This window comes from Dermatophilaceae bacterium Soc4.6 (genome assembly GCA_039889245.1).
In the GTDB taxonomy this organism is placed as follows: Bacteria; Actinomycetota; Actinomycetes; order Actinomycetales; family Dermatophilaceae; genus Lapillicoccus.
Genome location: JAZGVH010000002.1, coordinates 1,484,679 through 1,506,544, shown reverse-complemented (window position 1 = coordinate 1,506,544; position 21,866 = coordinate 1,484,679). Strand labels below are relative to the sequence as shown.

The 21,866-nt window shown below is 72.8% G+C and carries 22 protein-coding genes; 14 read left to right on the top strand and 8 right to left on the bottom strand.

Annotation, left to right across the window (positions count from 1 at the left end; translation table 11 throughout):
- Positions 1–78: 78 nt before the first annotated feature.
- Positions 79–819, top strand: coding sequence for an NlpC/P60 family protein (locus V3N99_06900; GenBank protein MEO3936473.1), 741 nt, complete (start codon positions 79–81; stop codon positions 817–819).
- A 124-nt stretch (positions 820–943) separates the two neighbouring features.
- Here V3N99_06900 and V3N99_06895 read toward each other — a convergent pair whose 3' ends face one another.
- Together V3N99_06895 and V3N99_06890 are read right to left on the bottom strand one after the other, a co-directional pair.
- Positions 944–1,759 (bottom strand): DeoR/GlpR family DNA-binding transcription regulator, encoded by an 816-nt coding sequence (locus V3N99_06895; protein MEO3936472.1) that lies wholly within the window; start codon positions 1,757–1,759, stop codon positions 944–946.
- 5 nt (positions 1,760–1,764) lie between these two features.
- Entirely contained in the window at positions 1,765–3,753 is a 1,989-nt protein-coding gene (locus V3N99_06890) for a beta-galactosidase (GenBank protein MEO3936471.1), read from the bottom strand.
- 284 nt (positions 3,754–4,037) lie between these two features.
- On the opposite strand from V3N99_06890, the gene V3N99_06885 reads away from it, so the two are divergent.
- From V3N99_06885 to V3N99_06870, 4 genes are all read left to right on the top strand, one after another.
- On the top strand, positions 4,038–5,402 hold the full coding sequence (locus tag V3N99_06885) for an ABC transporter substrate-binding protein (GenBank protein MEO3936470.1): 1,365 nt from the start codon (positions 4,038–4,040) through the stop codon (positions 5,400–5,402).
- Between the two features lies 1 nt (position 5,403).
- The gene (locus V3N99_06880; GenBank protein MEO3936469.1) at positions 5,404–6,345 is read left to right on the top strand and encodes a sugar ABC transporter permease; all 942 of its coding nucleotides are present in this window, start codon (positions 5,404–5,406) and stop codon (positions 6,343–6,345) included.
- On the top strand, positions 6,342–7,268 hold the full coding sequence (locus V3N99_06875; GenBank protein ID MEO3936468.1) for a carbohydrate ABC transporter permease: 927 nt from the start codon (positions 6,342–6,344) through the stop codon (positions 7,266–7,268). The genes V3N99_06880 and V3N99_06875 overlap by 4 nt, the downstream gene beginning before the upstream one ends.
- 150 nt (positions 7,269–7,418) lie before the next feature.
- Complete coding sequence (locus V3N99_06870; protein MEO3936467.1) at positions 7,419–9,974, top strand: bifunctional FO biosynthesis protein CofGH; 2,556 nt, start codon at positions 7,419–7,421, stop codon at positions 9,972–9,974.
- A 13-nt stretch (positions 9,975–9,987) separates the two neighbouring features.
- On the opposite strand, the gene V3N99_06865 is transcribed toward V3N99_06870, so the two are convergent.
- From V3N99_06865 to V3N99_06845, 5 genes are all read right to left on the bottom strand, one after another.
- Positions 9,988–10,932, bottom strand: coding sequence for a DMT family transporter (locus V3N99_06865; GenBank protein MEO3936466.1), 945 nt, complete (start codon positions 10,930–10,932; stop codon positions 9,988–9,990).
- Positions 10,929–12,104, bottom strand: coding sequence for a glycosyltransferase family 4 protein (locus V3N99_06860; protein MEO3936465.1), 1,176 nt, complete (start codon positions 12,102–12,104; stop codon positions 10,929–10,931). The genes V3N99_06865 and V3N99_06860 overlap by 4 nt, the downstream gene beginning before the upstream one ends.
- A 132-nt stretch (positions 12,105–12,236) precedes the next feature.
- Positions 12,237–12,734 carry an SRPBCC family protein gene (locus V3N99_06855; GenBank protein MEO3936464.1) on the bottom strand — a complete coding sequence of 166 codons (498 nt, stop codon included), beginning with the start codon at positions 12,732–12,734 and terminating at the stop codon, positions 12,237–12,239.
- 47 nt (positions 12,735–12,781) lie between these two features.
- Positions 12,782–13,819 carry an LLM class flavin-dependent oxidoreductase gene (locus V3N99_06850; protein MEO3936463.1) on the bottom strand — a complete coding sequence of 346 codons (1,038 nt, stop codon included), beginning with the start codon at positions 13,817–13,819 and terminating at the stop codon, positions 12,782–12,784.
- An 87-nt stretch (positions 13,820–13,906) separates the two neighbouring features.
- A complete protein-coding gene (locus V3N99_06845; GenBank protein MEO3936462.1) occupies positions 13,907–14,050 on the bottom strand; it encodes a hypothetical protein in 144 nt (47 codons plus the stop codon).
- Here V3N99_06845 and V3N99_06840 point away from each other — a divergent pair.
- Genes V3N99_06840 through V3N99_06830 form a run of 3 tightly spaced genes read left to right on the top strand, consistent with a single transcriptional unit; the run spans position 14,040 to position 16,667 of the window.
- The gene (locus V3N99_06840; GenBank protein MEO3936461.1) at positions 14,040–14,546 is read left to right on the top strand and encodes a hypothetical protein; all 507 of its coding nucleotides are present in this window, start codon (positions 14,040–14,042) and stop codon (positions 14,544–14,546) included. The genes V3N99_06845 and V3N99_06840 overlap by 11 nt on opposite strands.
- A gap of 52 nt (positions 14,547–14,598) precedes the next feature.
- Entirely contained in the window at positions 14,599–15,321 is a 723-nt protein-coding gene (locus tag V3N99_06835; protein ID MEO3936460.1) for a response regulator transcription factor, read from the top strand.
- Entirely contained in the window at positions 15,321–16,667 is a 1,347-nt protein-coding gene (locus tag V3N99_06830; protein ID MEO3936459.1) for a HAMP domain-containing sensor histidine kinase, read from the top strand. The genes V3N99_06835 and V3N99_06830 overlap by 1 nt, the downstream gene beginning before the upstream one ends.
- Before the next feature lie 56 nt (positions 16,668–16,723).
- On the opposite strand, the gene V3N99_06825 is transcribed toward V3N99_06830, so the two are convergent.
- On the bottom strand, positions 16,724–17,209 hold the full coding sequence (locus tag V3N99_06825; protein MEO3936458.1) for a hypothetical protein: 486 nt from the start codon (positions 17,207–17,209) through the stop codon (positions 16,724–16,726).
- Between the two features lie 264 nt (positions 17,210–17,473).
- On the opposite strand from V3N99_06825, the gene V3N99_06820 reads away from it, so the two are divergent.
- The 6 genes from V3N99_06820 to V3N99_06795 all read left to right on the top strand — a co-directional run bounded on the left by V3N99_06820 (position 17,474) and on the right by V3N99_06795 (position 21,860).
- Complete coding sequence (locus tag V3N99_06820) at positions 17,474–18,010, top strand: hypothetical protein (protein ID MEO3936457.1); 537 nt, start codon at positions 17,474–17,476, stop codon at positions 18,008–18,010.
- Entirely contained in the window at positions 18,007–19,074 is a 1,068-nt protein-coding gene (locus V3N99_06815) for an FAD:protein FMN transferase (protein MEO3936456.1), read from the top strand. Before V3N99_06820 ends, V3N99_06815 begins: the two co-directional genes overlap by 4 nt.
- On the top strand, positions 19,071–19,682 hold the full coding sequence (locus V3N99_06810) for a ferric reductase (GenBank protein ID MEO3936455.1): 612 nt from the start codon (positions 19,071–19,073) through the stop codon (positions 19,680–19,682). Before V3N99_06815 ends, V3N99_06810 begins: the two co-directional genes overlap by 4 nt.
- On the top strand, positions 19,679–20,998 hold the full coding sequence (locus V3N99_06805; protein MEO3936454.1) for an NADH-ubiquinone oxidoreductase-F iron-sulfur binding region domain-containing protein: 1,320 nt from the start codon (positions 19,679–19,681) through the stop codon (positions 20,996–20,998). The genes V3N99_06810 and V3N99_06805 overlap by 4 nt, the downstream gene beginning before the upstream one ends.
- On the top strand, positions 20,995–21,195 hold the full coding sequence (locus tag V3N99_06800; GenBank protein MEO3936453.1) for a ferredoxin: 201 nt from the start codon (positions 20,995–20,997) through the stop codon (positions 21,193–21,195). Before V3N99_06805 ends, V3N99_06800 begins: the two co-directional genes overlap by 4 nt.
- Before the next feature lie 71 nt (positions 21,196–21,266).
- The gene (locus tag V3N99_06795) at positions 21,267–21,860 is read left to right on the top strand and encodes a helix-turn-helix domain-containing protein (GenBank protein MEO3936452.1); all 594 of its coding nucleotides are present in this window, start codon (positions 21,267–21,269) and stop codon (positions 21,858–21,860) included.
- The last annotated feature ends 6 nt before the right edge of the window (positions 21,861–21,866 follow it).

Here is a 21,866-nt window from a genome sequence, read left to right as displayed (position 1 = left end):
GTTGGGCGCCATCGCGCCCCGGGATTCAGTCCCATCTCCGAACTCGCCGATATCGCTGCCGTCTCCGCGCAGCCGGCCATGAAGGTCTCGGCCGTCGTGGTGGCCTCCGGTGGCCTGCTGGCCACCTTCGCCCTCCCGGCCGCGGCCGCCCCCGGTGACAACGGAACCGCCCTGGTTGCCTCCGCGAAGCAGGCTACGGCCCCGGCCGTCGGCGCCGTCGCCGTCGAGGCCCCCGCGACGCCGGCCAACGCGCCGACCTACGGGGTCATCGGCTTCACCGGCAAGAAGGCTGTGGCCACTGCGGTCCCCATGACGATCAAGAAGATCGTCAAGAAGGTCGTGCAGCCCGCTCCGGCTCCCGCCGCCCCGGTCGCCCGGGTCTCACGCTCCGCCAGCCGCGTCGCCATCACGAGCACGCCGACTGCGTCGGCTGCCTCGACCTCGTCGGCTGCACCGGCCACCCGCACCATCGCGCTGCCGGCTCCGAGCGGTGGCATCCTCGGCGCAGCACGGGCGCTCAGCGGCATCCCCTACCTCTGGGGCGGCATGTCGACCGCGGGCGCCGACTGCTCCGGATACACCAGTCTCGTCTTCCGCGCGGTCGGCATCTCGCTGCCCCGCACGGCCGAGGCCCAGCGTCTGGCCGCCACCCGCGTGACGAACCCGGTCCCCGGCGACCTGGTCTTCGTCGGCTTCCCGGCCTACCACGTCGGTATCTACGCCGGCCCCGGCGTCATGTACGACGATCCCCGCCCGGGCCAGTCCAGCGGACTGCACAGCATCTGGACCATGCAGAACGTCAGCTTCGGTCGTATGTGACCAACGCGCCTCATCACGGGCCCCGCGCAAGCCCACGAGTGACCACATGAGCACGGCCCGTCACCTCCACCGGTGACGGGCCGTGCTGTGTGTCTGCGGGCCCCGGGCCTACGGGGCCCGTCTGCTACCGCTGCGTCGCCACCGCGGGGGCCCGCTGACCACGCCCACCCGCCCGGACGACCACGAGCTGCGTCACGGCGTCCTCGAGGGCCGTGCGGGCCCGCGAGGGCAGCCCGGAGTCGGTGACGAGCAGGTCGACCTCGGCGAGCGCGATGATGGTGCTGAGCCCGACGACCCCCCACTTGGTGTGGTCGGCCAGGATCACCGTCTGGCGGGCCGAGGCGACCAGTGCGCGGTTGGTCTCGGCCTCGACGATGTTGGGGGTGGTCAGCCCGGCCCGTGAGTCCATCCCGTGCACGCCGAGGAACAGCCGGTCGACGTGCAGCGACCGCAGCGCCGTCACCGCGACCGGGCCGACGAGCGCGTCGGACGGCGTGCGCAGCCCACCGGTGAGCACCACGGTCTGCCCGGGGGCGCTCGACTCGTGCAGCAGCTGGGCGACCGGCACCGAGTTGGTCACGATCGTGATGTCCGGCACCGTGCGCAGGCAGCGTGCCAGCTCGTAGGTCGTCGTACCGGCGGAGATCGCGACCGCCGAGCCGGGCTCGACGAGGGTGGCCGCGTGCTCGGCGATGGCCCGCTTCTCGGCCGTCATCAGCGCCGACTTCACGAGGAAGCCGGGCTCGTGCGAGCTCGCCTGCCCGAGGGAGACGGCTCCGCCGTGCACTCGCTCGAGCCGTCCCTCGCGCGCCAGCTGCTCGATGTCGCGCCTGATCGTCATGTCCGAGACCTGCAGGTGGTCCACCAGGTCGGAGACCTTGACGGCGCCCGTCTCGTCGACCAGCGACAGGATGGTCGAGCGGCGCTGGCTGGCGAGCACGGTCCTCATCCTTCACGCACGACGGCGACGTGACCGGGGGCGAGGGTGATCTCGCCGTCGACGGTGACGTCGGCGACCAGGTCGTGGCCCCGGGTGGTCACCCGCTGCGGCTGGTCGGTGTCGTTGGCGAGGAAGAGCCACGACCCGCCTGGCCCGGAGCGTCGGACGGCCTCTACCCCGGGGGAGACGTCGGCGGCCGGGTGCACCCCGGCCTCGGCCACCAGCTGCCCGAGCAGAGCGTCGAGGTGGGTGTCGTCGGGCAGGGTGCTCAGATACCAGGCCGACCCCACACCGACGTCGCGCCGGGTGAGAGCGGGCCGCCCGGAGAGCGGCCCGGTGGCGAAGCGGTCGACGACGACGGCGTCGACGGCCGTCACGTCCTCCGACCAGATCTCGCCGTGCCCCCCGCCCTCGAGGCCGACGGCCTCGCCCTCGCGCAGGGGGAAGAACTCCTCGACGCGCACGCCCAGCAGGTCACAAAAGGCTCCGGGGTAGCCGCCCGGGCGCACGTGGTCGTCCTCGTCGCTGATGCCGGAGAACATCGTTACGAGCACGGTCGCGCCCCGCTCGGCGGCGGCGGCGATCGCGGCTGCGTGCGCATCGGAGACGAGGTAGAGCGTCGGCACCACCACGAGGCCGTAGGAAGCGAGGTCAGCGCCCGGGTGCACCACGTCGAGCGTCACGCCCCGGTCGCGCAGGAGCCGGTGGACCGCACGGGCCACGACGGGGTAGTCGAGCAGCTGGGACGGCATCGCGGGTCCCGTCCCCGCCCACTGCGCCTCGTAGTCCCACAGCAGGGCCACGGAGGCCTCGACGCGGGAGCCGCACACCTCGCCGAGGCGGGCGGCGACCTCCCCGAGCCGGCAGACCTCGCGGAAGCGGGCGCTGTCGGGGCCGGCGTGGGGCACCATCGCCGAGTGGAACTTCTCCGACCCCGAGAGCGACTGGCGCCACTGGAAGAAGCCGATGGTGTCGGCGCCGCGCGCCACGTGGGCGAGGCTGTCGCGCAGCGTCTGGCCGGGGGCCTTGGCCCGGTTGACCGGCTGCCAGTTGACGGCCGACGTCGAGTGCTCCATCAGCAGCCACGGTGAGCCGTCGGCGAGACCGCGCGTCACGTCGCCGCTGAAGGCGAGCTCGGCCCGCGGGTGCTCGAGGCCGTCGACGACGTAGTGATCGGTGCTGACGACGTCCTGGTGGGGGGCCCAGCGGTGGTAGTCGAGGTGACGGAAGTGCGTCATCGTCATGAAGTTGGTCGTGACCGGCACGCCGGGGGAGAGGGTGGTCAGGACCTGCTTCTCGGCCCGGTAGAAGTCCAGCAGGGTGTCGGACCCGAAGCGGGCGAAGTCGAGCTGCTGCGTCGGGTTGGCGAAGGCTGTGGTGCGCCGCGGGGGCAGGATCTGCTCCCACGCCGTGTACCGCTGGCTCCAGAAGGCGGTGCCCCAGGCGTCGTTGAGGTGCTCGAGGTCGTCGTACCGGCGCTGGAGCCAGCGGCGGAAGGCACCGGCGCAGGTGTCGCAGTAGCAGGGCAGGTTGTGGCAGGCGTACTCGTTGGAGACGTGCCACATGGCCAGGGCGGGGTGCTCGTGATACCGGGTGGCCAGGGCCGTGGTGAGGGCGAGCGCGTGCTCGCGGTAGACCTCCGAGCTCGGGCACCACGTCTGCCGGCTGCCCGGCCACAGCGTGTGCCCGTCGTGGTCGACCGGCAGCGTCTGGGGGAAGGCCAGCGAGAACCACGGCGGTGGGGTTGCGGTCGCCGTCGCGAGGTCGACCGCGATGCCGGCTCCGGCGAGGCGGTCCATGATGTCGTCGAGCCAGGCGAAGTCGTACTCACCCTTCGCGGGCTCGAGCCACGACCACGAGAAGACGCCGAGGGTCACGAAGGACACCCCGGCCCGCGCCATCAGGGCGATGTCCTCGTCCCAGACCTCACGGGGCCACTGCTCGGGGTTGTAGTCGCCACCGAGAGCGACACGATCATCGGGCCACGAACGCATGGGTCGAAGTGTTCAGGTGCTGGAGCTGAAAGTCAACAGAAACCAACATCGTGCCCGACGGATCCCCCACGGCGGTGCCACAGCGCAGGAGCGTAGCGAATTCGTTATGTGGCAACGGATCGACTAGTGAGACCCGGGCAAGGTCGTCGCGCCCGGAGTCTTGACAGTCGGCGATCTCGGGGTCATCCTTCAGTGCGGAAGTGATCGTTTCTGGGTGTTCGCGTTGGAGTGCGGAGGCCGGATCACCACCACTGCCCCTCGTTCAGCGTCGAAGGAGTCCACTGATGAGCCGTCCGTCCACCGAGGCCGAGTACCTCGCCCGCCTCGTACCCGCCTCCACCGCGGCCCTCTCGCGCCGCAACCTCCTGCGGGGTGCGGTCGGAGCGACCTCGATGCTCGCCATCCCGTCGCTGCTCGCGGCCTGTGGTGGCAGCAGCAGCACCACCAGCCCCGGGGCCACGGCCAACACCTCCGGCGCCACCGGCACGGTGACCCTCGGCTCCAACCAGTCGGACGCCGTGCCCAAGGCCGCCGTCCAGTCGGTGATGGACGCGTTCGGCAAGGCCAACAGCGGCCTGTCGGTCAAGATCAACACGATCGACCACAACTCCTTCCAGGAGAACATCAACAACTACCTCCAGGGCACTCCGGACGACGTGTTCTCGTGGTTCTCCGGCTACCGCATGCGCTTCTTCGCCTCGCAGGGCCTCGCCGGCGACATCAGCGACGTCTGGGCGGCCAAGACCGACATGACCGACGCGCTCAAGATCGCCTCGACGGGCGACGACGGCAAGCAGTACTTCATGCCGTCGACCTACTACCCCTGGGGCGTCTTCTACCGCAAGAGCGTCTTCTCCTCCAAGGGCTACACCGTCCCGAAGACGATGGACGAGCTGGTCACCCTCAGCAAGCAGATGCAGAAGGACGGCCTGTCGCCGATCGCCTTCGGTGACAAGGACGGCTGGCCCGCGATGGGCACGTTCGACCAGATCAACATGCGGGTCAACGGGTTCGACTACCACGTCAGCCTGATGGCCGGCAAGGAGGACTGGAGCGGTGACAAGGTCAAGAAGGTGTTCGACACCTGGCGTGGCCTGCTGCCCTACCACCAGAGCGACTCCCTCGGGCGCACCTGGCAGGAGGCGGCCCAGAGCCTGCAGCAGAAGAAGTCGGGGATGTACGTCCTCGGCGCCTTCGTCGCCCAGCAGTTCACCAAGGGCGCCGAGCAGGACGACCTCGACTTCTTCACCTTCCCCGAGATCGACTCCAACATCGGCGCCGACGCGATCGAGGCGCCGATCGACGGCTACATGCTGTCGGCCTCGCCCAAGAACGAGGCCGGCGCCAAGAAGCTGCTCGGCTACCTCGGAGGCGCCGACGCGCAGAACCTCGCCGTCAAGGCCGACCCCAGCGTCATCGCGACGAGCGGGGCCGCCGACACCGGGGCCTACACCGCCCTGCAGAAGAAGTCGGCCGAGTTCGTCAAGTCGGCCAAGAACATCGCCCAGTTCATGGACCGCGACACGCGGCCCGACTTCGCCTCGACGGTGATGATCCCGGCCATCCAGAGCTTCATCAAGGCTCCGACCGAGATCGACTCTCTCGTCGCCGGCATCCAGAAGCAGAAGCTCAGCATCTTCAGCAGCTGACATGGCTACCGTCACGGCGGACACCGCCCACCAGACCCCGAAGACTCCTCGCAAGCGCTCTCGGTACAAGGGGCTCAACCACCTGAGCGGGGTCGACCGCATCGTCGTCTCGCTCATGGTGGGGGTCCCCACGTTCCTCGTGGTCGCCCTCGTGTGGTTCCCGGCCGTCGGCTCGGTGCTGCTGTCGTTCACCAACTGGAACGGCATCGGCAGCCCGAGCCGAGCCAAGTGGCTCGGCCTGACGAACTACCAGAACGTCGTGACGAACTACCCGCCCTTCTGGCCGGCGCTGCAGCACAACCTCATCTGGCTCGTCGTGATGTTCGTCATCGCGACCCCGCTGGGGATGCTGCTCGCCGTCCTGCTCGACCAGGAGCTCAAGGGTGGACGCATCTACCAGACGGCGTTCTACCTGCCGGTGGTCCTGTCGCTGGCTCTCATCGGCTTCATCTGGCAGCTGATGTACAGCAAGGACCAGGGCCTGATCAACGCCGTCACCGGCTCCACCATCGACTGGTACGGCGACCAGAGCTACAACCTGGGGGCGGCCCTCGTCGCCACCAGCTGGCGGCAGGTCGGCTACGTCATGCTGCTCTACTTGGCGGGCCTCAAGGGCGTCGACCCGACGCTGCGCGAGGCGGCCAAGGTCGACGGAGCCAGTGAGACGACGACCTTCTTCCGCGTCATCTTCCCGGTGATGAGGCCGATCAACGTCATCGTCCTGGTGGTCACGGTCATCGAGTCGCTCCGGGCGTTCGACCTCGTGTGGGTCATCAACAAGGGACGCAACGGTCTCGAGCTCATCTCGACGCTGGTGACCCAGAACATCGTGGGGGAGGCGAGCCGGATCGGCTTCGGCTCGGCCCTCGCGACCTTCATGCTCCTCATCTCGTCGGCCTTCATCGTCGTCTACCTGCGCATCATCATGAGGGAGGAACGATGACCACCGCCACCAGCGCCCCCGTGGACGCCGCCAGGGAGCGGCCCACCCGGGTCGTCGCCAAGGCCGCCCGACCCCGTCGCGTCGGGAGGGTCCTGCTCTACACCTTCCTCACGGTGATGGCCCTGATCTGGCTCTTCCCCGTGGTCTTCGCCGTCATCAGCTCGTTCCGCAGCTACGCCTACACGGCGCAGAACGGCTACATCTCCTTCGGCGGCTTCACCTTCTCCAACTACGTCAACGCGTGGCAGCAGGCCAACTTCGGCCACACCCTGATCAACTCGCTCATCATCACCGTCCCTGCTGTGGTCCTCACGCTCTTCCTGTCCTCCTGCATCGCCTTCGTCGTCGCACGCTTCACCTTCAAGTTCAACCTCGCGCTGCTCGGGCTCTTCACCGCCGCCAACCTGCTGCCCCCGCAGGCCCTGCTCATCCCGGTCTTCCGGATGTTCAAGGCGATCACCGTCCCTCTGTGGTTCAGCGACTCGGGCACCCTGCTCAACAGCTACTGGGGTCTGATCGCGGTCAACGTCGCCTTTCAGACCGGCTTCTGCGCCTTCGTGCTCAGCAACTACATGAAGGCGCTGCCCCGTGAGCTCTACGAGTCCGCCGTCATCGACGGGGCCGGGGTGCTGCGCCAGTTCTTCCAGCTCACCCTGCCGCTGTGCCGCCCGCCGCTCGCGGCCCTGGCGACCCTCGAGGTCACCTGGATCTACAACGAGTTCTTCTGGGCCACGGTGCTCCTCTCGCAGGGCGACAAGTACCCCATCACCAGCTCGCTCAACAACCTGCGCGGTCAGTTCTTCACCGACAACAACCTCGTGGCCGCCGGCTCGGTGGTCGTCGCCCTCCCGACGCTCATCGTCTTCTTCGTCCTGCAGAAGCAGTTCGTCTCCGGCCTCACCCTCGGCGCCACCAAGGGCTGAGCAACCCCGTCACTGTGTGGCGTCAGAAGTGCCCTTTCCGCGGTCGCCAGACCACGGGAAGGGCACTTCGCACGCAACACGGTCACGGGTATGGAGCGGTCGGGGGCGACCGGCGCGACCGACGCCGGCGCGACCGCATACCGTGGGGGAGTGACGGCCGCTGCGACTCCCACGTCCTCCCAGCTGCGTCGGGCCCTCGCCCGCGCGCGTGACGGGAAGGCCCTCGACGCCGGTGAGGCGGAGGTGCTCCTGCACGCCCGTGGGGACGACCTCGTCGCGCTGTGCGAGCCGGCCTCCCGGGTGCGCGACGCGGCGATGGTCGCGGCCGGCCGGCCGGGGGTGGTCACCTACTCCCGCAAGGTCTTCGTGCCGCTGACGCGGCTCTGCCGGGACCGTTGCCACTACTGCACCTTCGCGACGGTGCCCCACCGGCTGCCGGCGGCCTACCTGAGCCCCGACGAGGTGCTCGACATCGCCCGCGCCGGCGCTGCGCAGGGGTGCAAGGAGGTGCTGTTCACCCTCGGTGACCGCCCCGAGGAGCGGTGGCCAGCGGCGCGCGAGTGGCTCGACGCGCACGGCTACGACGACACGCTGTCCTACGTGCGGGCGATGGCCATCCGGGTCATCGAGGAGACCGGGCTGCTGCCGCACCTCAACCCGGGCGTGATGACCTGGTCGGACCTGCAGCGGCTCAAGCCCGTCGCGCCGTCGATGGGCATGATGCTCGAGACGACCTCGACCGCGCTCTTCACCGAGCCCGGCGGGGCTCACTACGGCTCTCCCGACAAGGATCCCGCCGTGCGGCTGCGGGTGCTCGAGGACGCCGGTCGCATCGGCGTGCCCTTCACCACCGGCATCCTCGTCGGCATCGGCGAGACCTACGCCGACCGCATCGAGTCGATTCTCGCGATCCGCCGGGTGTCCCGCGAGTACGGCTCGGTGCAGGAGGTCATCGTGCAGAACTTCCGGGCCAAGGACGACACCGCCATGCGCTCGAGCGACGACACCGAGGGCGAGGAGTTCCTCGCGACCGTCGCGGTGGCGCGCCTGCTGCTCGGCCCGTCGGTCACCCTCCAGGTGCCGCCCAACCTCTCGGCCCCCGACGAGATCGGCCCGCTGCTGGCGGCCGGGGTCGACGACTGGGGCGGCGTCTCGCCCGTCACCCCCGACCACGTCAACCCCGAGCGCCCCTGGCCGCAGGTCGACGACCTCGCCGCGTGGACGGCCGCGCACGGGCTCGAGCTGCGCGAGCGGCTCACCGTGCACCCGCGGTTCGTGCTCGGCACCCTCGAGCGCGACGAGCCGTGGATCGACCCGCGGCTCGTGCCGGCCCTGCGCGCCCTCGTCGACCCCGCCACCGGTCTCGCCGACGAGGCCGCCGTGCCGGTCGGGCAGCCGTGGCAGGAGCCCGACGGCGGCGGTCTGGCGAGCAGCGGCCGCACCGAGCTGCACCGCGAGGTCGACGAGAGCGGCCGCACCGATGACCGCCGCAGCGACTTCGGTCAGGTCTACGGCGACTGGGACGCCGTCGCGCTGCGCGTCCACGCCGACGACCAGGTGGTGGCACCGCCGCACGAGCGCGTCGAGCGGCTGGATGCCGACGTGCGCTCGGCTCTCGCCCGGGCTCACGACGACCCGGCGGGCCTGACCGACGAGCAGTACCTCGCCCTCGTCACCGCCGAGGGCCCGGCCCTCGAGGCGCTCACCGCCCTGGCCGACGACCTGCGCCGCGACGTCGTCGGCGACGACGTGACCTACGTCGTCAACCGCAACATCAACTTCACCAACGTCTGTTACGTCGGGTGCCGCTTCTGCGCCTTCGCGCAGCGCAAGACCGACGCCGACGCCTACACGCTCTCGCTCGAGCAGGTCGGCCAGCGGGCCGCCGAGGCCCAGGCACTGGGCGCCACCGAGGTCTGTCTGCAGGGCGGCATCTCGCCCGACCTGGGCCACAGCGCCTACGTCGACATCGTGCGTGCGGTGAAGGCGGCGGCGCCCGGCATCCACGTGCATGCCTTCTCTCCCATGGAGATCGCCACCGCGTCGAGCAAGGCGGGTCGCTCGGTGCGCGACTGGCTGACCGAGCTGCGCGAGGCGGGGCTCGACACCATCCCCGGCACCGCCGCCGAGATCCTCGACGACGACGTGCGCTGGGTGCTCACCAAGGGCAAGCTGCCGACCTCGGCCTGGCTCGACGTCGTGCGCACCGCCCACGAGCTGGGCCTGCGCTCGAGCTCGACGATGATGTATGGCCACGTCGACCACCCGCGTCACTGGGTGGGTCACCTGCGCACGTTGGCCGCCCTGCAGGACGAGACCGGTGGCTTCACGGAGTTCGTGCCGCTGCCCTTCGTGCACACCAACGCGCCGGTCTACCTCGCCGGGCTGGCCCGGCCGGGCCCGACGCTGCGCGACAACCGCGCGGTGCACGCGCTGGCCCGCGTCCTGCTGCACGGGCGCATCGACCACGTGCAGACCTCGTGGGTCAAGCTCGGGGTCGAGGGCACTCAGGCCATGCTCACCGGCGGCGCCGACGACCTCGGTGGCACGCTCATGGAGGAGACGATCAGCCGGATGGCCGGGTCGCAGCACGGCTCGGCCAAGACCGTCGCCGAGCTGACCTCCATCGCGGCGGGCATCGGTCGGCCGGTACGCCAGCGCGGCACGACGTACGAGGTCCTGGCGACCGCGACGGTGGGCGTCTGACGGTCACCGCCCGTCAGGACGCCTCGGACGACCGGCGCGCGTGGGGGGCGGAGGCCGAGCCGGTGGTGATCGTCTCCGTCTGGAGGTGGGCCCGCACGAGACTGAGCTGCGTGACGGTGAAGAGCATCATGACGAGCGTCAGCAGGCTGAGGGTGACCGACAGCGGGTCGTGGTTGAGCTTCTCGTGGAAGACCGCGAGGGCGAGGCAGACGCTGGCGAGGGGGTCGACGCTCGCCGTCGCGGGCAGGCTCGCGGCCAGCGGCCCCGCCTGGAAGGCCATCTGGGCGAAGAAGAGGCCCATCGCACCGGCGGTGACGAGCACGTAGAGCTGCCAGGCGGTCAGCAGCGAGAGCAGGCCCTCGGTGGCGACGACGTGGGCGCACGACTTGATCAGGGCTGCCGTGCAGGCGTAGATGATGCCGGCCGCGAGGCCCATCAGGGCGGCGCTCCACCGGCCTGCCGCCGCCGTGCGCAGTCGACGCGCCATCCCGACGCAGACCACCACGAGCACGACGACGACGATGCTGGCGATGATCGTCGAGCCCACGTAGGGCCGCCCCTCGTGCACCCCGAGGGCTCCGGAGACCGCGAGGAACCCCGCGACCGCGAGCACGAGCAGCCCGGCGTAGCCCACCTCGCGCCGGGCCATGCGCGTGCCGGCGATGCGGTGGGCCACCACGAGCGAGAAGAGCACGGCGCTGACCAGCAGCGGCTGCACCAGTGACAGGGCACCGAGGTGGAGGGCGGTGATCTGCAGGCCCAGCCCGCCGACGTCGGCGCCGATGCCGGCCAGCCACAGCGGGTGGCGCAGGGTCGCCAGCGCGAAGGCGCCGACGGCGGAGGGAGAGAGCCGCTCCATCGAGGGCATCGTGCCCGCACTGCGGTGCTTCAGGGCGGTCGCGAGCGAGAAGAAGCCAGCCGCGCCCAGGGAGGCGAGGACGACGAGGAGGAGTCTCACCGCACCAGCGGCACGCGCAGGTCGGCGTCGGCGATCTGCCGGCCCTCGCGCGCCTGTCGCGTGGCGAGGTCGTAGGCCGCCTCGGTCGCGAGCAGCAGCGACCCCCAGGCGACGGAACAGGTCGCCTCGCGGTTGTGCCGCGCGATGCGCGCGCGGAGCCCGGGTTCGCGCACCAGACGCACGATGGACGCCGACATGTCGGCGTCGGTGTCGCAGAGGAGACCCTCGGCCTCGTGGCGGATGAACTCGCCCATCCCGCCGCCCGACTTGGCCAGGACCGGGAGGCCGGCGCAGCGCGCCTCGAGCGCCGCGATCCCGAAGGACTCGAGGTCGGCCGGAGCGAGGAACGCGTGCGCCCGCCCCAGCACGTCGTCGTGCACGGTGTGTCGGTCGACCCGGCCGAGCAGGTCGACGGTGGCCGTCATCCGGTGCCGTGACAGCCAGGTCGTCATCGCACCCTGCCGGGGCCCGTCGCCGGCCACGAGCAGCCGCAGCCGGGTGGGGTCGCCGAGGCGCTCGAGCTCGGCCTGGGCGTCGCGGACGATGGCCAGCAGCGCCATCGGCCGCTTGCGCCGGGCCAGTCGCATCACGGCCGCGAGCACCAGCTCGTCGTCGGGTGCGGGTGTCGGCGAGGCCAGCCGCCACTGGTCCTGGTCGATGCCGTTGGCCAGCACGTGGATGGTGGTGCTCGCGGGCAGCACCGCCGCGACGGGCCCGGCCGCGGCGCGGCTGACGGCCGTCCACAGGATGGGCAGCCGGGACCAGCGGCCGAGGAAGTCCATGGTGCGCATGATGGGCCGCACCCCCGCCCACATCGAGTGCACCGTGACCACCGTCGGGATGCCCCGCTGGGCGGCGGCGCGCGCGACGAAGAAGGCCAGCGGCGAGGCCACACCGAGGTGGGCGTGGACCACGTCCGGGCTCAGGCGCTCGAGCGCGGCGATCCCCTCACGGACCGAGAGCGGGTGCAGGGCGTGCGCCCGGCTGAAGCGCTCGGTGACCCGGTGCACCGGCACGGACGACCCGCGGGGGCACTCACCGACGGCGGGCGAGCTCGTGATGACGTGCACGTCGTGACCACGGTGCTGCTGCCGCTGGGTGAGGTCGGCGACGTGCATCTCGATGCCGCCGAGCCGGGGCAGGTAGAAGTCCGTGACGTGCGCGACCCTCACGGTCGTCCCCCTGTCACTCGGCGTACTCGACGCAGCATCGTCCCACAGGCCATGGTCACCGAGGGTAGTTCGTCCACCGGTGAACCTGCGTCAGCCCGCGGGTGGAGAGCGCGGCCGTGTCGGCGCGGCAGGTCACGACCGCTGCAGATCCTGCCGCAACCCCTCGAGGTTCGCGGTCATCGACGTGCGCCACTGCTCCAGCCGGCGGGCGACGATGCGGGCCTCCTTCTCGGGAGATGCGCGGATGGCGGGGGTCAGGCCCGACGGGCCCGGTCCCATCCGGGCCCACTGGCGCACGAGGACCCCGTCGCGCGCGGGCTCGACCTCGAAGGCCCAGGTGGCGACTGGGTCGTCGTCGCTCCCGCACACCTGCCACACCCACCGCCGCGGCGGGTCCACCTCAGTGACCAGGCACTCCGTCGACCACTCGCCGGTGGCCGGGTGCGAGCTGGTCCCCCTGAACCGGGCGCCCACGCGCACTCCGTCGGAGTCGCCCAGCCACTGCACCGCCTGCAGCTCGGTCGAGTGCCGCACCGGGAAGCCGATGTCGGTGACGAGGCTCCATACGTCATGCGGCGTGGCCGGCACCGTCAGGGTGACCTCGATGGTCGGGGAGTCGCGGTAGAGCATCGGTGCGCCTTCTTCCGGGGGCAGGACGTCGTATGGAGCGTCGGGGGTCAGCCGTGGGGGTCGCCGTCGGCGACGAGGGCGACGAGCGTCGACAGGGTGGCTAGACGGGCCTCGGGTGACCCCTCGAGCTTGGCCAGCAGGGTCGTGATGCCCGCCTCGCGGTAGGCGGCGACCCGGGCGGCGAGCTGCTCGGGGGTGCCGACGAGGTTGGTGTGCGTGCCGATCTCCAGAGGGACAGCGCGCGCTGCGGCCTCCCGGTCGCCGGCCTGCCACAGCCGGGCCACCGTGTCGACCTCGTCGGCGAACCCCAGGCGGGAGAACGCCTGCGCGTAGAAGTTGGCGCCACCGGTGCCCATGGCCCCGATGGTGAAGGCGTAGCCGTCAGCGTGCCGTCGGCCGCGACGAGCGGAGTCGGCCTCGTCGGTGGCGACCTCGACCGCGACCGGCGCGACCAGGTCGAGGTCGGCCAGCATGCGACCGGCCGACGCCGCGCCCTCGCGCAGGGGACGGAGGAACACCTCGGCCGCCTCGGGAACGAACGCGTTGCCGAGCCACCCGTCGGCCACTTCACCGGTGAGCCGCAGGTTGGCCGGCCCCAGCGCCGCGACGTAGACGGGTACGTGACCCGGCTCGAGCGCCGGACGCAGTGCCCGGCCACGGCTGTCCGGCAGCGGCAGGGAGAAGACCTCTCCGTCGTGGACGAGCCGGTCTCCCCGGCTGACGGTGCGCAGGATCTCGATCGTCTCGCGGGTGGTCTGCACCGGCTTGTGGAAGCGCACCCCGTGCCACCCCTCCATGACGGCGGGTCCCGACACCCCGACCCCCAGGCGGAAGCGACCGCCCGACAGGTGCTGCAGCGACAGGGCCGACGTCGCCAGCAGTGCCGGGGTGCGCGAGCCGAGCTGCACGACGAAGGTGCCGAGGCCGATGCGGGTGGTCTGAGCGGCGAGGAAGCCGAGACCGGTGAGGGCGTCGTAGCCCCAGGTCTCCGGTACCCACAGGGCCCGCACACCCAGCGCCTCCGCGCCCCGTGCGAAGTCGCCGGCGCCCGGCGCGTGCGGGTCGACCATGGCATCGACGTGCACGTGGCTCCTCGGCATCGGGGTCGGCATCGGGATTGGGATCGGGGTCAGGCGTCCGACGGCCGGTATCCGGCGTCGGTCACGGCGAGGCTAGCTGACCTGGCTCGGTGTGCCGTGGACGCAGGCGACCGTGAGCTCGATCTCGTTGTCCCCACTGATGAAGGTGGCGTCGAGGTGGTCGTCCTCGGCCGCCTGCCGGAAGTGCCAGCCATTCAGGGGGACGATGGACCTCACGCTCAGCACGCTGCCCCGGCACGTGGCGGTGACGGTGCCGCCATCGGTCTGGAACGAGGCCGAGCGGGACGGGGTGCTCGTGGTGCGGGGAGGGCTGGAGGGGGGCGAGGTCGGCCCGGGGGCGGGGCCGGGCGGCGGGCGGGGTGACGGCGTGCGCGGGGACACGGCGGGCGATCGGGGTGCGGGCGCCCCCGCTCCGGCGGGCAGCTGCGGCACCGGCGCAGGGGAGGAGGACGCGACGGGGGCCGACGGGCCGCTCGGCCGGACGGTGGTCGGCGACGCCGAGGACGCCGACGTGGCGGACGACCCTGTCGTCGAGGACGGTTGCCGAGCAACGGCGTCCAGCGCCGTGGCTGCCGACCTCCGGTGCCCCACCACGCCGGGTCCGGCGAGCGGCTGGCCGAGGCCGCGGCTGGCGCTGCTCACGGCCGCGAAGGTCAGGGCAGACGCGATCACGACCACGCCGATCCATCCGAGCGCGATGACGACGAGCTGACTACGCGACGTTCTCATCACCGCGCACACCCTCCTGCTCTACGGTTCCCACTGTGACACACGTGCTGGTCATCGAGGACGACCCAGCGATCCGGACGGCCCTCATCCGGGCCCTCACGGACCGGGGGCACGCCGTGTCGAGCGCGTCGACGGGGATGAGCGGCCTGCAGACGGCGCTCGACGAGCGGCCGGACCTCGTGCTGCTCGACCTGGGGCTGCCCGACGTCGACGGCTTCAGCGTGCTGACGATGCTGCGGGCGGTGCAGCACGTGCCGGTCGTCGTGGTCACCGCCCGGGACGACGACCCCTCGATCGTCAAGGCCCTCGACGCGGGGGCCGACGACTACGTGGTCAAGCCCTTCGGCATGGACCACCTCGAGGCGAGGATCCGGGCCGTCCTGCGTCGCTCGGCCACGGGGGGGAGCGAGCTGCCTCTGCGGGTCGGCGACCTCGTGATCGACCCGGCGCGGCGCGTGGTCGTGATGCGCGACGTGACGGTGGAGCTGTCGCGTCGCGAGTTCGACCTGCTCGAGCTGCTGGCGCGGCGCGAGGGCGAGGTCGTCACCAAGCGCGACATCCTGGCCGAGGTGTGGAACCAGCCCTACGGCGGCGGCGAGCGCACCGTCGACGTCCACCTGTCGTGGCTGCGGCGCAAGCTGGGGGAGACCGCCGCTCAGCCGGTCTACCTCCACAGCGTGCGGGGGGTCGGGGTGCGTCTCGCGGCCCCCGTCGTCGACGCCCCGTGCAGCACCCCTCCGCCGCCGGAGGCGGGCTGATGCCCCGACGGATCGCGCTCCTCGTGGCGGCAACCACCTCGGCGGTGGTCGTGGCCCTCATCCTGCCGCTGTGCTTCCTCGTGGCGAGCCTCGCCCGGGACCGGGCAACCACCCGGGCGCACGAGCAGGCGCAGCACGTCGCGACCATGCTGGCCACCTTCGACAACGAGACCGTGCTCGCCCGCGCGGTCGCCGACCTCGATGCGCGGGGACCGCACGTCGCGGTCGTCCGTGCGGACGGAACGGTGCTCGGGAGTGCCGTGATCTCCCCCTCGGCGGCCTCGCTGGTGCAGCGCGCGCGAGCCGAGCTCAGCGCCTTCACCGCCCCGGCCGACGGGGGGATCGCCTCGCTGGTGGCGGTCGGGTCGGCCACGGGGGTGTCCGTGGTCGTGGCGAGCGTGTCGGACGACGAGGTCCACTCCGGCGTCTCGCGGGCCTGGGCCCTGCTGGCCGCCCTGGGTCTCGTGCTCGTCGCCATGTCGGTGGTGGTCGCCCTGCGGATGGGCCGGTTCATCAGCGTGCCGGTGACCGAGGTCGCCCGGGTCGCCCACCGCCTGCGCGAGGGCGACGTGGCCGCGCGCGCCGTGCCGGGCGGGCCGCCCGAGACGGCCGAGCTGGGGCGCGCCCTCAACGCGCTGGCCGACCGCATCCACGAGCTGGTCGGCGAGGAGCGCGAGCAGGTGGCCGACCTCGGTCACCGGCTGCGCACGCCCGTCACCGCGTTGCGGCTCGATGCCGACCTGGTGACCGACGCCGACGTCCGCGACCGGTTGCGAGCCCACGTCGACCACCTGCAGCGCAGCATCGACGTCGTGGTGCGCGAGGCCCGTCGCGGCGTGGTCGACGGGATCCCGGTGACGACGGTCGTGGCGCCGGTCGTCGCCGAGCGGATCGCCTTCTGGGCGGCGCTCGCCGAGGACCAGTCGCGCCGCCTCGACCTCGACCTCGGTGGCGGCGGTGAGGGTGCCGCGCTCCTGGCGGTCGGTGACCTGCGCGAGCTGGTGGACACCCTGCTCGACAACGTCTTCGCCCACACCCCGGAGGGCACGCCGGTGCGGGTCGCGGTGACGCAGGGCGGGCAAAGCTCCGACGTCGTCGTCGTCGTCGAGGACGGCGGTCCGGGACTCGTCACCCCGTGGCGGGGGCGCGGTCACAGTGACGCCGGCTCGACCGGACTGGGCCTCGACATCGTGCACCGGATCGCCCAGGCCGCCGGTGGGCGGGTCGACCTCGACCGGTCGTCCCTCGGGGGGCTGCGGGTGACGATCTCCCTCCCGGTGCGGCAACAGGGCCCGTATGCCGATGACGATCCCTTCCCGCCGATCCCGCTCGGGCGTCGCGGCTGAGCGGCTCCCTCAGCCGGCGACCGTCGCGCGCGGTCGCCGGCCCCTCGGTCGCACGGCTAGGGGGCGCTGTTGCCGTCGTGCTCGCCGTCGCCGCCCCCATCGTGCCCGCCCACGTAGCCGCCGTCGTGCTCGTCGCCGGTGGGGGTGGGCGACGGGGTGGGCGACGTGGCGACCGGTGGCCGCGCCGTCTGCGGCTCGGCTGCGGGACGGGGCGCCGCGGCCGGGCTGGTCGTGCGGGCGGCCGTCGCGGCCCGCGTCGGGGCGACGGGTGCCGGTGCACCCGCCACCGGGACCGGCGCGGACGCGGGGGTGACGGTCACCGTGGGGCCGGGACGGACGACGACGCACTCCGGGCCCTGCAGGATCGCCGGCGGGGCGCAGGAGGCGAGCCGATGGACGGTGGCTCGCACGACGGGAGTGGTCGGGGCGACCGGCGAGCCCGCGGTGGCGGCCGCCCCGCCGGAGGTGGCTGCGACGTAGACGGCGACGGCCGCCGCCGTGCCGAGCAGGGTGCCGCCCGCGACGACTCGGGTGAGGGACACGATGAGACCTCCGGGGCTGCGGTGTGGGGCACGGGCACGGCCGGCGTCGGCGAGGCGGCGGCTCGATCGTCGCGCCGCCGGGGTCAAGCCGGGGTCGTCACCCGCTCAAGAGCGGGTTAAGTCGGCGGCGGCTGGTCCTCGTGGCCCGACGGGTCGTTAACCTGCTCTTGAGCACAGGATGACGCCCGGTTTGGCGCCCCGCCTCCACGCTGGGGTCGACCGGGTCCGCCTGGACCCGCCATCCCACCGACAGGTCGTGGTCACGTGCCGTCCCTGCTCAGCACCGGTCAGCGCAACCGGTCCCAGCTCGTGCTGGCCCTCCTCAGCGGCACGCTCGCCGCCGCTGCTGCTGCCGGCACCGGCGTGGCGACCGCCGCCGCGGCCCGGGAGACCGCCCGACAGCGGGCCACGGAGACGGAGGCGGCCGCGGCGTCGCAGGCGCGCGCCGCGGCCGCGCACCAGGCCGCGCTGCAGCGCTGGGCCGACGCCAACCCGGTCGTGGTGACGTCGGCCCGCCCGGTCCGCACCGTGGTCGGGCCGCGGGTCGTCGTCCGGGCCTCGGCGCCGGGATCGGCCCGGGTCGGCGGCGCGTCCAGCGCGAGGTCGGATGCCCCGGCGGTGACCGGAGCGGCCGCACCCCGCTCGGCCGGGGTGCCCCGAGCCTCTCCCGTCGCTCCCGTCGCTCCCGTCGCTCGTCCCGCCGCGCCCGCCCCGCGCCCCCCGGCTGCTGCACCGCCCCCGCCGCCCCCGCCCCCGCCCCCGCCCCCGCCTCCACCCCCGGTCAGGACGACGGGGTCATGAGCCCCACGCGCGCGCTCGCCCATCCGGCGACCGCCGAGGCGGCGAGCGCGCCGGTCCTCGACCGCGCCCACGGGTCGGCCACCTGGCGGGCGCTGGGCACCTACGTCGACGTGCGCACGACCCCGGACGCGCTCTCGCCGGTGGCGGCACTGGTGGCCGACGTGCTCGACGAGGTCGACCACGCGTGCAGCCGCTTCCGGGAGGACAGCGACCTCACCTGGGTCAACCGCCTCGAGCCGGCGGGCACCCCGGTGGCGGTGTCCCCGGTGCTCCTCGCGGCGGTCCGTGTCGCCCTCGAGGCGGCGGACGAGACGGGCGGGCTGGTCGACCCGACCCTCGGGGCGCTGCTGGTCGCCGGGGGATACGACTGCACCTTCACGCGCCTGGCCCTCGACGACCAGTCTCCGGCCACGCTGCCGGCCGCCACTGTCGCCGCTCCCGTCGAACCGGCCGCGGTCGACTCGACGCAGCGTCAGGGCGGCTGGGCCGCGATCGTGGTCACCGCCACCACGGTGTCGGTGCCGGCCGGCCTCTGGCTCGACCTCGGCGCCACCGGCAAGGCGTTCGCCGCCGACCTGGCGGCGGTCGCCGTCGAGGAGGCGTTCGGGGTGCCGGTCGTCGTGGGCGTCGGGGGCGACGTGCGCGTGGCGGGGTCCCCGCACGAGTGGGGCGGGCCCGCCTACGACCTCGTCCTGGGCGAGACCCTCGCCGACCTCGAGCCGGGAGGGGTGCAGACCCGCCTCACCCTGCGCGGGGGTGGGCTCGCTACCTCGAGCACCGTGGCCCGGCGCTGGCGGCGTGGTGGTCGGCAGTGGCACCACCTGCTCGACCCGCGCACCGGCGCCCCGGCGTCCGGGCCCTGGCGCACCGTGACCGCGCTGGGGCAGACAGCGGCCGCGGCCAACACCGCGAGCACGGCAGCCGTCGTCCTCGGCGACGACGCCCTCCCGTGGCTCGACGAACGGGGCGTCGCCGCCCGCCTGGTCGACCGGTCCGGCTCCGTCGCGCGCACCCCCGCGTGGGTGGCGTCAGGTGTCGAGCACGGCCGGGGGATCGCGTCGTGACCTCACCGCTGCTCTGGTTCCTCAACCGGGGCACCGGCGTGGTGCTGCTGGTCGTCTTCACGCTCACGACCGTCCTCGGCGTGCTCGCCACTGGTCGGGCGACGAGCGCCTGGTGGCCGCGCTTCGTCACCCAGGGCCTGCACCGCACCCTCTCGGCCCTCTCGGTCCTGCTGCTGCTGGCGCACGCCGTCGTCGCGGTGGTCGACGAGTTCGTCGACATCCGGTGGTGGCAGGTCGTCGTCCCCTTCGGGGGTACCTACCGGCCGCTCTGGCTCGGGCTGGGAGCGCTGTCGCTCGACCTGTCGGCCCTGCTCGTCGCCACGTCGCTGACGCGGCGGTGGGTGTCGCACCGGGCCTGGGTCCTGGTGCACCGCAGCGCCTACCTCGCGTGGCTGCTCGGCGTCGTGCACGGCATCGGCATCGGCACCGACACCTCGCGCTCGTGGCTCGCCGTGACCGACCTGGCCTGCCTCGCCCTCGTGGGCCTCGTCGCGGCCGCCCGGGGCGTCGCGGTGAGTCGCGGCCTCCGGGCTCGTCGCCGACACGTCGGCGGTGGATCCGCGCCTGCGGGGGACCCCTGGCGCGCAGCAGCGGGAGAGCTCACATGACCGCCTGGATGCAGGATCTCCGGCCCATCCGCCCCATCCAGGTCGTCGACGTGCTCCCGGGCCCGCTGCTGCTGTCGTCGCCCACCGACCCGCGGGATCGCACGAGCCACACCGCGCGGTGGGGTGCCGTGCCGACGGCGACGCTCGAGCAGCTGGTCGCCGCGGCGCGTGACGGCGTCGTGCGGGGTCGCGGCGGCGCGGGCTTCCCGCTGGTCCGCAAGCTGCAGGCGGTGGCCACCGCGCACGCCGCGCGCAGACGGCTGGGCCGCGGACGACCCGTCGTGGTGGTCAACGCGGCCGAGGGTGAGCCGGCCAGCGCCAAGGACTCCGTGCTGCTGGCGGTTGCCCCGCACCTGGTGCTCGACGGGGCGATCTCGGCGGCTAGAGCGTTGGGGACCAACGAGATCCATGTCGTCACCTCGAGCGACCGTCCGCTGTCGACCCAGGCTCTGACCGAGGCCCTCGACGAGCGGGGAGGGGGCGACGAGCGAGGTGTCCGGTGGGTGCACCATGTCGCTGCTCCCGGCTACGTCTCGGGCCAGTCGCGGGCCGTGATCGAGCTGATGTCCGGCCGGCCGGGCCTGCCGGTCACCTCGTGGGCTCCCGAGGCCGTCGAGGGTCTGCGGGGTCGGCCGACGCTGCTGTCCAATGCCGAGTCCTTCGCCCACCTGGCCGCGCTCCTGCGCGTCGGCCCCGGTCGGTATGCCGCCCTCGGCGTCGAGGGAGAGCCCGGCACGACCTTGCTGACGCTCTCGCACCCACCGGGCGCCGACGGGGTACCGCAGCAGGCGCGGGTGGTCGAGGTCCGGCACGGGTCACCCGTCAGGGCGGTGCTCACCGGGGCCGAGCTCGCGGGGCCGGTGCTGCTGGGTGGCTACCACGGCTCGTGGGTCCATCCCCGGCACCTGCGCGAGCTGACGTGGGCGACTGCCGACCTGCGCCGGATCGGGGTCGGGCTCGGGGCGGGGGCGGTCGTCGCCCTCGGGCCCGGGGGGTGCCCGGTGGCGCAGACGCACCGGGTCGCCGACTACCTCGCGGGTGAGTCCGCCGGTCGGTGCGGCCCGTGCCGCAACGGGCTTCCCGCCCTCGCCCACGAGGTGGCCCGCCTCGCCCAGGGCACCGACACCAGGCACCGGATCGCTGAGCTGACGGGTCTGGTGACCGGTCGCGGAGCGTGCGCCCACCCCGACGGCACCGCCCGGATGGTCGCGTCGCTCCTCACTGGCCTGCCCGACGCGGTGGAGGCCCATCTCGACGGCTCCTGCTGGTGCACGCTCGAGGTTGCGAACCACGAGCCAGACTTGGTGGACGCGTGAGCGACCCGGTGCTGCGGGTCGACTGGCCGCAGTGTCGGGCCCGGGGACTGTGCGCCGAGCTGCTGCCCGAGCTGATCACCCTCGACGAGTGGGGCTACCCGCTGGTGCACGGGCCGGTCGGGGCGCAGCACCTCGACCGGGCCCGCGAGGCCGCTGCCACCTGCCCGCGGCGGGCGCTGCACCTGCGCGCCGGCTGACGTTCCCGGACCGGATCGATCCATGAGGGACCGATCCGGTCCATCGGGGTTACGCTGGTCACGTGCCCCGGATGACGAGTGAGGAGATCGACGCCGAGATCGTCGACTCCGCTGCCCGGCTCTTCGCGCGCCACGGATACCGTCAGACCTCGCTGCAGGTGATCGCCGACGAGGTCGGCTACAGCAAGACCGGTCTGCTGCACCGGTTCTCGAGCAAGGAGGGCCTGTGGGAGGTGGTTGTCACCGACTTCCGCACCCAGATCGCGACCGTCCTCGACGCGGCGTCGACCCTCCCGTTGGGGCAGGCGCGTGACCGGGCCGTGGTCGACGCGGTGCTCGACGTCGCCGCCCGCCGCCCGGGCCTCGTCCGCCTGATGTTCAGCCTGCTCACGCTCCCCGAGGACGACCCCGACGCCGCGCTGCTGCAGGAGGCTCCTCGCGTGCTCCTCGCTGCCTTCGGCGCCGCTCCGGGCCCCGACGCATCCGACGTGACCCTCGACGTGACCCTCGACATCGACGACGCGGTCGAGCACGACCCCGCTCGCGCGGTCCCTCTCGTGGGCGCCCTCGGCGTCCTCGCCGTCTCGACGCTCCTGCTCGAGAAGCACCGACAGGCCAGGCCGCTCGTCGTCCAGGCCGCGATGCGCGCGCTCGGGCACCCCTGAGCGCGA

What these genes read in the sequence shown, in the direction of transcription:
- V3N99_06805 (MEO3936454.1), top strand. Translation starts at nt 19,679, where the DNA reads ATGACCGCCTGGATGCAGGATCTCCGGCCCATCCGCCCCATCCAGGTC.
- V3N99_06815 (MEO3936456.1), top strand. Translation starts at nt 18,007, where the DNA reads ATGAGCCCCACGCGCGCGCTCGCCCATCCGGCGACCGCCGAGGCGGCG.
- V3N99_06890 (MEO3936471.1), bottom strand. Translation starts at nt 3,753, where the DNA reads ATGCGTTCGTGGCCCGATGATCGTGTCGCTCTCGGTGGCGACTACAAC.
- V3N99_06880 (MEO3936469.1), top strand. Translation starts at nt 5,404, where the DNA reads ATGGCTACCGTCACGGCGGACACCGCCCACCAGACCCCGAAGACTCCT.
- V3N99_06855 (MEO3936464.1), bottom strand. Translation starts at nt 12,734, where the DNA reads ATGCTCTACCGCGACTCCCCGACCATCGAGGTCACCCTGACGGTGCCG.
- V3N99_06875 (MEO3936468.1), top strand. Translation starts at nt 6,342, where the DNA reads ATGACCACCGCCACCAGCGCCCCCGTGGACGCCGCCAGGGAGCGGCCC.
- V3N99_06840 (MEO3936461.1), top strand. Translation starts at nt 14,040, where the DNA reads ATGGACCTCACGCTCAGCACGCTGCCCCGGCACGTGGCGGTGACGGTG.
- V3N99_06830 (MEO3936459.1), top strand. Translation starts at nt 15,321, where the DNA reads ATGCCCCGACGGATCGCGCTCCTCGTGGCGGCAACCACCTCGGCGGTG.
- V3N99_06900 (MEO3936473.1), top strand. Translation starts at nt 79, where the DNA reads ATGAAGGTCTCGGCCGTCGTGGTGGCCTCCGGTGGCCTGCTGGCCACC.
- V3N99_06885 (MEO3936470.1), top strand. Translation starts at nt 4,038, where the DNA reads ATGAGCCGTCCGTCCACCGAGGCCGAGTACCTCGCCCGCCTCGTACCC.
- V3N99_06795 (MEO3936452.1), top strand. Translation starts at nt 21,267, where the DNA reads ATGACGAGTGAGGAGATCGACGCCGAGATCGTCGACTCCGCTGCCCGG.